Source organism: Corynebacterium sp. HMSC08F01 (assembly GCF_001807545.1).
Classification (GTDB): domain Bacteria; phylum Actinomycetota; class Actinomycetes; order Mycobacteriales; family Mycobacteriaceae; genus Corynebacterium; species Corynebacterium coyleae.
Genome location: NZ_KV789295.1, coordinates 24,660 through 30,916, shown reverse-complemented (window position 1 = coordinate 30,916; position 6,257 = coordinate 24,660). Strand labels below are relative to the sequence as shown.

General features: G+C 62.0%; 8 protein-coding genes. 4 read left to right on the top strand and 4 right to left on the bottom strand.

Annotation, left to right across the window (positions count from 1 at the left end):
• Positions 1–182: 182 nt before the first annotated feature.
• Both HMPREF3171_RS12465 and HMPREF3171_RS04115 read right to left on the bottom strand, forming a co-directional pair.
• A complete protein-coding gene (locus HMPREF3171_RS12465; protein ID WP_099046258.1) occupies positions 183–257 on the bottom strand; it encodes a 50S ribosomal protein bL37 in 75 nt (24 codons plus the stop codon).
• A gap of 72 nt (positions 258–329) precedes the next feature.
• The gene (locus HMPREF3171_RS04115; RefSeq protein WP_070483135.1) at positions 330–593 is read right to left on the bottom strand and encodes a WhiB family transcriptional regulator; all 264 of its coding nucleotides are present in this window, start codon (positions 591–593) and stop codon (positions 330–332) included.
• A 470-nt stretch (positions 594–1,063) separates the two neighbouring features.
• Between HMPREF3171_RS04115 and HMPREF3171_RS04110 the strand changes: the two genes are divergently transcribed.
• Positions 1,064–1,555 carry a hypothetical protein gene (locus HMPREF3171_RS04110; protein ID WP_224213006.1) on the top strand — a complete coding sequence of 164 codons (492 nt, stop codon included), beginning with the start codon at positions 1,064–1,066 and terminating at the stop codon, positions 1,553–1,555.
• Positions 1,556–1,585: 30 nt separating this feature from the next.
• Here HMPREF3171_RS04110 and HMPREF3171_RS04105 read toward each other — a convergent pair whose 3' ends face one another.
• Positions 1,586–2,797, bottom strand: a complete 1,212-nt coding sequence (locus HMPREF3171_RS04105; RefSeq protein WP_083291952.1) for an Rv3212 family protein — start codon at positions 2,795–2,797, stop codon at positions 1,586–1,588.
• Positions 2,794–4,128, bottom strand: coding sequence for a DEAD/DEAH box helicase (locus HMPREF3171_RS04100; RefSeq protein WP_070483132.1), 1,335 nt, complete (start codon positions 4,126–4,128; stop codon positions 2,794–2,796). Before HMPREF3171_RS04100 ends, HMPREF3171_RS04105 begins: the two co-directional genes overlap by 4 nt.
• Positions 4,129–4,245: 117 nt before the next feature.
• Between HMPREF3171_RS04100 and HMPREF3171_RS04095 the strand changes: the two genes are divergently transcribed.
• From HMPREF3171_RS04095 to HMPREF3171_RS04085, 3 genes are all read left to right on the top strand, one after another.
• Positions 4,246–4,470 carry a DUF3107 domain-containing protein gene (locus HMPREF3171_RS04095; protein WP_070422420.1) on the top strand — a complete coding sequence of 75 codons (225 nt, stop codon included), beginning with the start codon at positions 4,246–4,248 and terminating at the stop codon, positions 4,468–4,470.
• A 110-nt stretch (positions 4,471–4,580) separates the two neighbouring features.
• Positions 4,581–5,513: a DUF3152 domain-containing protein gene (locus HMPREF3171_RS04090; protein ID WP_070483130.1), complete on the top strand. Its 933-nt coding sequence runs from the start codon at positions 4,581–4,583 to the stop codon at positions 5,511–5,513.
• A 13-nt stretch (positions 5,514–5,526) separates the two neighbouring features.
• Positions 5,527–6,249, top strand: a complete 723-nt coding sequence (locus tag HMPREF3171_RS04085; protein ID WP_141743338.1) for a hypothetical protein — start codon at positions 5,527–5,529, stop codon at positions 6,247–6,249.
• Positions 6,250–6,257: the final 8 nt, after the last annotated feature.

Below are 6,257 nucleotides of genomic sequence, written 5' to 3'. Positions count from 1 at the left end.
AAACACAGAGCTAGACGACCAGCGGAAAACAGCAGGCCAGGACCGTCGAGCAACACCCGAACAAGCACCGAACTTCGCGACCAAGACAACCCGCTGAGTGCAAAAGTGCAGTGGCCCTGAGGGCAAAAGAAAACGCCCGGTACCTTCCCGAAAGGGGAGGTACCGGGCGAGGGCTTTAGCGCTTAAGAGTTTGCGCGCTTGCCGTGATTCGCCTTCTTCTTGCGGCGATCCTTGCGCTTACGACCACGCTTGCTCATGAGGGTCTCCTTTATATATCTGTACCGGTTACAGACCTATCACTGTATCGCCTGCGATACCGGAGAGGAAAATTAGGCGGACATGCGAGCGCGGTTGCGGGCGAGTGCCTTGTTGCGACGCTTCAGTGCGCGACGCTCTTCCTCAGACAGGCCGCCCCACACGCCGGCGTCCTGGCCGGTCTCGAGTGCCCACTTCATGCACTGGGTGGTTACTGGGCAGCGATGGCAAACAAGCTTCGCCTTTGCGATCTGAGCGAGGGCGGGGCCGGAGTTACCAACCGGGAAGAACAGTTCCGGGTCTTCGTCGCGGCAAATTGCTTCGTGGCGCCAATCCATGATGATGCTCCTTAAAAAATAAATCGGTACTGCGTGGTCGGTTTTCGTGCACCACTAAAACACCCAACGATGTAGGTGCGTTGCAAACAAAGTTTGGTTCCTGGCTCCGGGCGGTGCCTCTCGGTGGATTCGAGATCCCGTCTTCCGGTTTACCGGGCGTTAACCCCGTGGTGTCTGAGGGTTAAGGGCTGAGTTACCAGCCCGTTGTTTTTGCTACTTGTGAATAATGACATGTTCATGCAAAGCCCGCTAGGGTTCGAGGCCAAAATGTGCGCGGAATCACAGAATGTATCTACGTCATCGCGGTCACATTTGCACTTCTGGGCCGATCCGCAAGCCAATGGTCTACCCTCTGACCTGGGATGATAGTAAACGGGTGGTGGGGGTGCCCGGGTCAAATCGTGTTTTTCGGATTTCTGCCGGTTCGCTGGGGTTCATCTGCCGTATCGGTGGCGATAGACTGCTTTGTTGTGACTACGAATCGGAATCAATCCCACGCGCCCGTCCCAAATGACCCGGAGCAGCAGCCGTTCGCGGATGCTGAGGTCCCACCCCTGATGCGTTTCGGCGCGATGGTGGTGCTGGTGCAGTGCTTGGCGATCTTTGTTTATGTGGTGACGCTGATCCGTGATCAGTTCCTTGCTACCGAGCACACCCTGGAGTCCGACTCGCCGGTTGCTGGTTACGTCAACATCGGTACTGCGGTGTTTTTGCTGATCATTTTCGGCTACATCGCGTTTGTGTCGGTGGAGACTCTGCGCGGCCGTCCGCGTGCGACTGGCGCGGTGGTCCTCATTGAGGCGATTCTTGGCGGCGTGGCTATCTATATGTTCCGCGGCGGGGCGGTAACGCTCGGCGTGGCGACACTGATTTCGGTGGTGTTGGTGCTGGTCACCGTGTTCCACCCGCGTTCGAGGGCGTATAACGAGGCGCAGTATGAGGAGCGTAAGGCGCGCCGCTAATCGACGACACCGCTCACCCCTCCGGCCTCGCTAAACCTTGGCGTCGAGGACGACGATGTCGTCGCCACGCTTTTCCACAATGGTTGCGCCGGCGGAGGAGATGTGGAGGGGGCCGGTGTAGCCGCCGCGGTCGACGGGAATGATCTCGTCGACCGCGTTTTTGTCCCAATCCACAACCGCGATGCCGTCCTGGGAGGCGTAAAGCAGGCGGTCGCCGGCGGCGAAGCCGGTGCCGAGTGCGCCTTGGAACACGCCGGTGACGCCGAGGCCTGCCGGCTCCATGAGCAGGAGAGAGTCGTCCTGCCAGTAGGACATGTGATGGGGGAGGTCGGCGACGGGGAGGACGGCGATGGTGCCGTCGAGACGCTGTGGCTCACCCATTGCTGGCACCGAGGAGGAGCTGGTGTTGTTGCCTTCCTTGTCGTAGGCCAGGACCTGCTTCTTTGACGGGTCGTAGACCGCGGCGGCGTCTTGGGAGACGGCGACGAGGTAGGCCTGCGGGTCGATCTCAATGTTGGCGTCGACTTCGGGTTCGCGGGAGTCTTCCGGGGTTGCCTTTTGGATGCGGAGGAAGGTGCCGTCCCCACACGTTTCGGTCAGCGCGACGAGTTCGGTGCGGGTGAGCGCGGAGGTGATCACGCAGCCTGGGTTGGGCTGCATGTCGGATTCTTGCGGGGCTTCGATGTAGCCGTATTCCATGGTGCGCACCATGTCGGAGCGCCATACTTCGATGCGTTCGCTGGAGGCGTAGCCAATGCGGTCGTTCGAGGCCAGGCGCGTGACGTTTTCAGACGCCGGGGCGGATCGGGTGCCGGCGTATTGGCCGGTTTTCGCGTCGATGGCCACCACGTCGCCGCAGCCAGCGTTGTCGCGGTAGACAGCCACAACCTTGTCCCACGCCTGATCCATCAGGCACAGGTCGTTGGGGCGTTCGTAGGTCCAGACGGTCTCGCCCTCAGGGTTCGTCGCGGTCAGCGTGTGATCGTTGTAAGTAATGATCAAGCCGTTAGCTACGAGCGGTTGCGCGCGTCCGGAGGTGTCGGTGAGCCGGAAGCCCTCGCTTAGCGACGACGGCACCACCGCCAACTGACCAAAATCCTCCTGAGCTTCGGCTGCTGGAGAGAGATCAGCCTGGCGCACCGGGGCGGTGAAAAAGGCGGTGCCGACAAGCAACGCCGAAACGCCGGCGATGACGCCGGTGGCAATGAGGTCGCGGCGGGTGCGACGCAAAGGCTTACTCAACGCCGTTTCCTTCCTGAACGCTTGCCCGGAGCCGCCGGGCGGGATGGACGGTTTGGTCGTGCCCCGAGCACTTTACGCGGGCGTCCGACATGGCCAGTAGCTGACTCCGGGAAACCGAACTCCTCCTGCAGTTCAGGGGAGGTGGAGAACCACTCGGGCAGGTTGGGTTTGCCCAGGTCGAGGTCGGTGTTGATCATGGACCACTTCGTCGCTTCGTCGTAGCCGACGAGGGTGACCGCCACGCCGGTGCGTCCTGCGCGGCCGGTTCGCCCGATGCGGTGGACATACGTCATGGGGTCGTCCGGGGTTTGGTAGTTGATCACGTGGGTGACGTCGTCGACATCAATGCCGCGTGCCGCGACGTCGGTGGCGACGAGGATTTCCACGTCGCCTCGTCGAAAAGCATCAAGAGCTTTCTCGCGCGCAACCTGGCCGAGGTTGCCGTGGACCGCGCCGACGGCAAAGCCACGGCCAGCAAGATCCTCGGCGAGATCGGCCGCCGAGCGCTTCGTGCGGGCGAAAATAATGGTGCGCTCGCGGCCCGGAGACTGCAGGATACGGGCGATGACCTCGGCTTTATCCATGCGGTGAGAGAGGAACGCAACCTGACGGGTGGTGGCGTGGGTAGCGGAGGCATCTTCGGATTCGGCGCGGATGTGCACCGGCTTGTTCATCTTCGAACGGGCAAGGGACAGGATCGGGCCCGGCATGGTGGCGGAAAAGAGCATGGTCTGCGTTGCGCCCACGGCGGACCAAAGCTTTTCGATGTCGGGCAGGAAGCCCATGTCGAGCATCTCGTCGGCCTCGTCAAGCACGAGGATGGCGACCTTATCCAGTATGAGCGCGCCACGGTCATGCAGGTCAATCAGGCGGCCAGGCGTGCCGACGACAATGTCCGCGCCCGCTTCGAGTGCCTCGAGTTGTTCCTCGTAAGGGCGGCCGCCGTAGACCGTGGCCACGCGCACCGGCGTGTGCACGGCAAGGCGTTCGATGTCCTCGCCGACCTGCACCGCAAGTTCGCGCGTCGGGGCGATGAGCAGTGCGCGCGGGGTGCCGTCGAGTTCGGCAATGTCTGCGTCGTCAAAGACGCGGTCTAGCACCGGCACACCGAAACCGAGCGTCTTACCCATACCCGTGCGGGCCTGGCCAATGATGTCGCGTCCGGCCAGCGCGATGGGCAACGTGAGCTCCTGAATGGAGAACGGGTGGGTGATGCCGTGGTCCGCAAGCGCGTCCACAATTTCAGCCGCAACCCCCAACCCGGCAAACGTCGTTTTCTTTGGCGCACGACGAGCAGCGCCACGTTGTTCACTCTCAGCTGCGTAGGGCACGCGTTCATCTTAGCTACCGGCCGTTACAATGGGGCCGTCCGCCAGCAGGTGGTTACGTTTAGCTATTGCACCTGCGGGCACACAAAGCGCAACAAGAAAAGGACAGTGAGCGAGAAAATGGATATCAAGATTGGTCTTGCAGACACCCCGCGCGAACTAGCGATCAAGCTTCCGGAGGGCCAGGAAGACATCTTTGCCACCGTCGAGCAGGCGATTGCGAACGGTCAGGCAACCTTCAAGCTGGAGGATGCCAAGGGCCACTCCTACCTGATCCGCACTGACCGTGTCGTTTACGTCGAGCAGGGCAGCACCACGGCCCGTAGCGTCGGCTTCATGCGCTAGATTACTCAGACATGGCACAACAGCAGGGCACTCCGTCTCACGGTGGGCGCCATAGTGAGCACCACGGGGGCGCTGAAGAGGACTTCGGCGACTGGTTTGATAGCTGGGGTATGGAGTCTGGCGACGACACCCCGCAGGGCGCAAGCCGTGAAGAGGGACGTCTTGTCGCCTTTGCCCGCGAGTACGGGTGGCGCGCGTATGCGATCCCGGTGCTTGCGGTAATTACCGTGTTTGTCCTGCTGGACATGGTGCAAAACCCGGATGAGCAGGCGATCGGGACGGTCGCCGAGTCCGCGTCGGCTCCGGCCGGTGAAGCGGGCATGGCTGGTGCGGATGCGGATCAACCGAAGCCGCTGGAGCCTGCGAAGATCGCGGAAGGCATCTTTGACCCGCACGATCTGCCGCCGGGTGGCCCGTACACCACGACGGGTGAGGGCACGTTCTACGAGGTCGGCATCCCTGGTGCCAATGCGGGCCAGGGCACTGAGATTGTGGTGCGCTACATCGTCGAGGTCGAGCACGGCATCGACGCCTCCGGTTACGGCGGGGATCAGTCGTTTGCCCAGATGGTGGATGCAACGTTGATGGATCCGCGCGGGTGGACGAATGATCCGCGCTTCCGCTTCGAGCACGTGTCGGCAGATCAGGATCCGACGCTGAAGATCCGTTTGACCTCTCTGGATACGACGGCGGAGCTCTGTGGTGCCGCGTTGGGTACGGAGACGAGTTGCCGTACTCGCATTACGGGCGAGGACACGGTGATTATTAACGAGTCGCGCTGGGTGCGCGGTGCCGTGCCGTTCCAGGGTGACATCGGTTCGTACCGCCAGTACCTGATTAATCACGAGGTGGGCCACGCTGTGGGCTTTGCGGAGCACGTGCCGTGCCCGGAGGCGAATGCGCTTGCGCCGATCATGATGCAGCAGACGCTGAGCCTGAACAATGCGCAGTTGCATGAGATGAGCCCGGAGGAGAACTACCCGAACAACGACGACACGTGCCGGCCGAACCCGTGGCCGTATCCGCGTCCGGCCGTGAATTAAGAAGGTGGTGTCGGTGGTTTCTTTGCTTAAGCCGATTCCGGCACATGTGCTTTCCGCATTCCAGATCGACGACATTGAGCCGGTTGCGGTCCCGCAATTTTGGAACAATGGCCTGCGCTTCGGGCGTGTTGTGTTGTCGCATGCGCGTGAGACGTCCGCGTGGTCTGGCAAGGCGCGTGAGAAGGCAGTGCCGGGGGAGGGCCTGCGCATTTCGCGTCCTGTGCGTGCGACGGATGGTCGCTTGATCGTTGCGGGGTATTGCGCGACTGAGTTCGCCACCGGTGAGCCGCGCGAGCGTGTCGATGAGGCGGTTGCAGCAGCATTGCTTTACGACGACGCCGTGGCTGGCATCGAAGCCCCCTCCGGCGAGCGCACCGGGCTGGTTGCCAATGCTGACCGGGCGGTGTGGCGCGAGGAGCACCTCGGGTCCGAGGGGGTAGTCGCGCACCTGGATTTCTTGTCGCATTTGCTGTTCGATGGCCACGCTGAGCCTGTGCTGACCGAGTTTGATCCGTCCGTTGGATTGCGCCCGCGTGGGTTTACTGCAGCGCTGGTGATCGTCGATGGTCTGCTGGCCGGTGCTGTGGATCCGGACATTGTGGCGCGTTGGTCGCATATCCCCAGGCTGGACTGGTTGTTGGGGAAGGCGATCGAGTACCGTCGCCACACGACACGCGGGCTCGGTTCGGGCGTATGTTCGATAGATGATGTTGTTGAGATTGTCGTGTCGTACTGACCTGGCAC

Bases quoted from the DNA above. Each gene is read 5' to 3' on its own strand.
- HMPREF3171_RS04115 (WP_070483135.1), bottom strand. From the start codon at position 593: ATGGATTGGCGCCACGAAGCAATTTGCCGCGACGAAGACCCGGAACTG.
- HMPREF3171_RS04095 (WP_070422420.1), top strand. From the start codon at position 4,246: ATGGATATCAAGATTGGTCTTGCAGACACCCCGCGCGAACTAGCGATC.
- HMPREF3171_RS04090 (WP_070483130.1), top strand. From the start codon at position 4,581: ATGGAGTCTGGCGACGACACCCCGCAGGGCGCAAGCCGTGAAGAGGGA.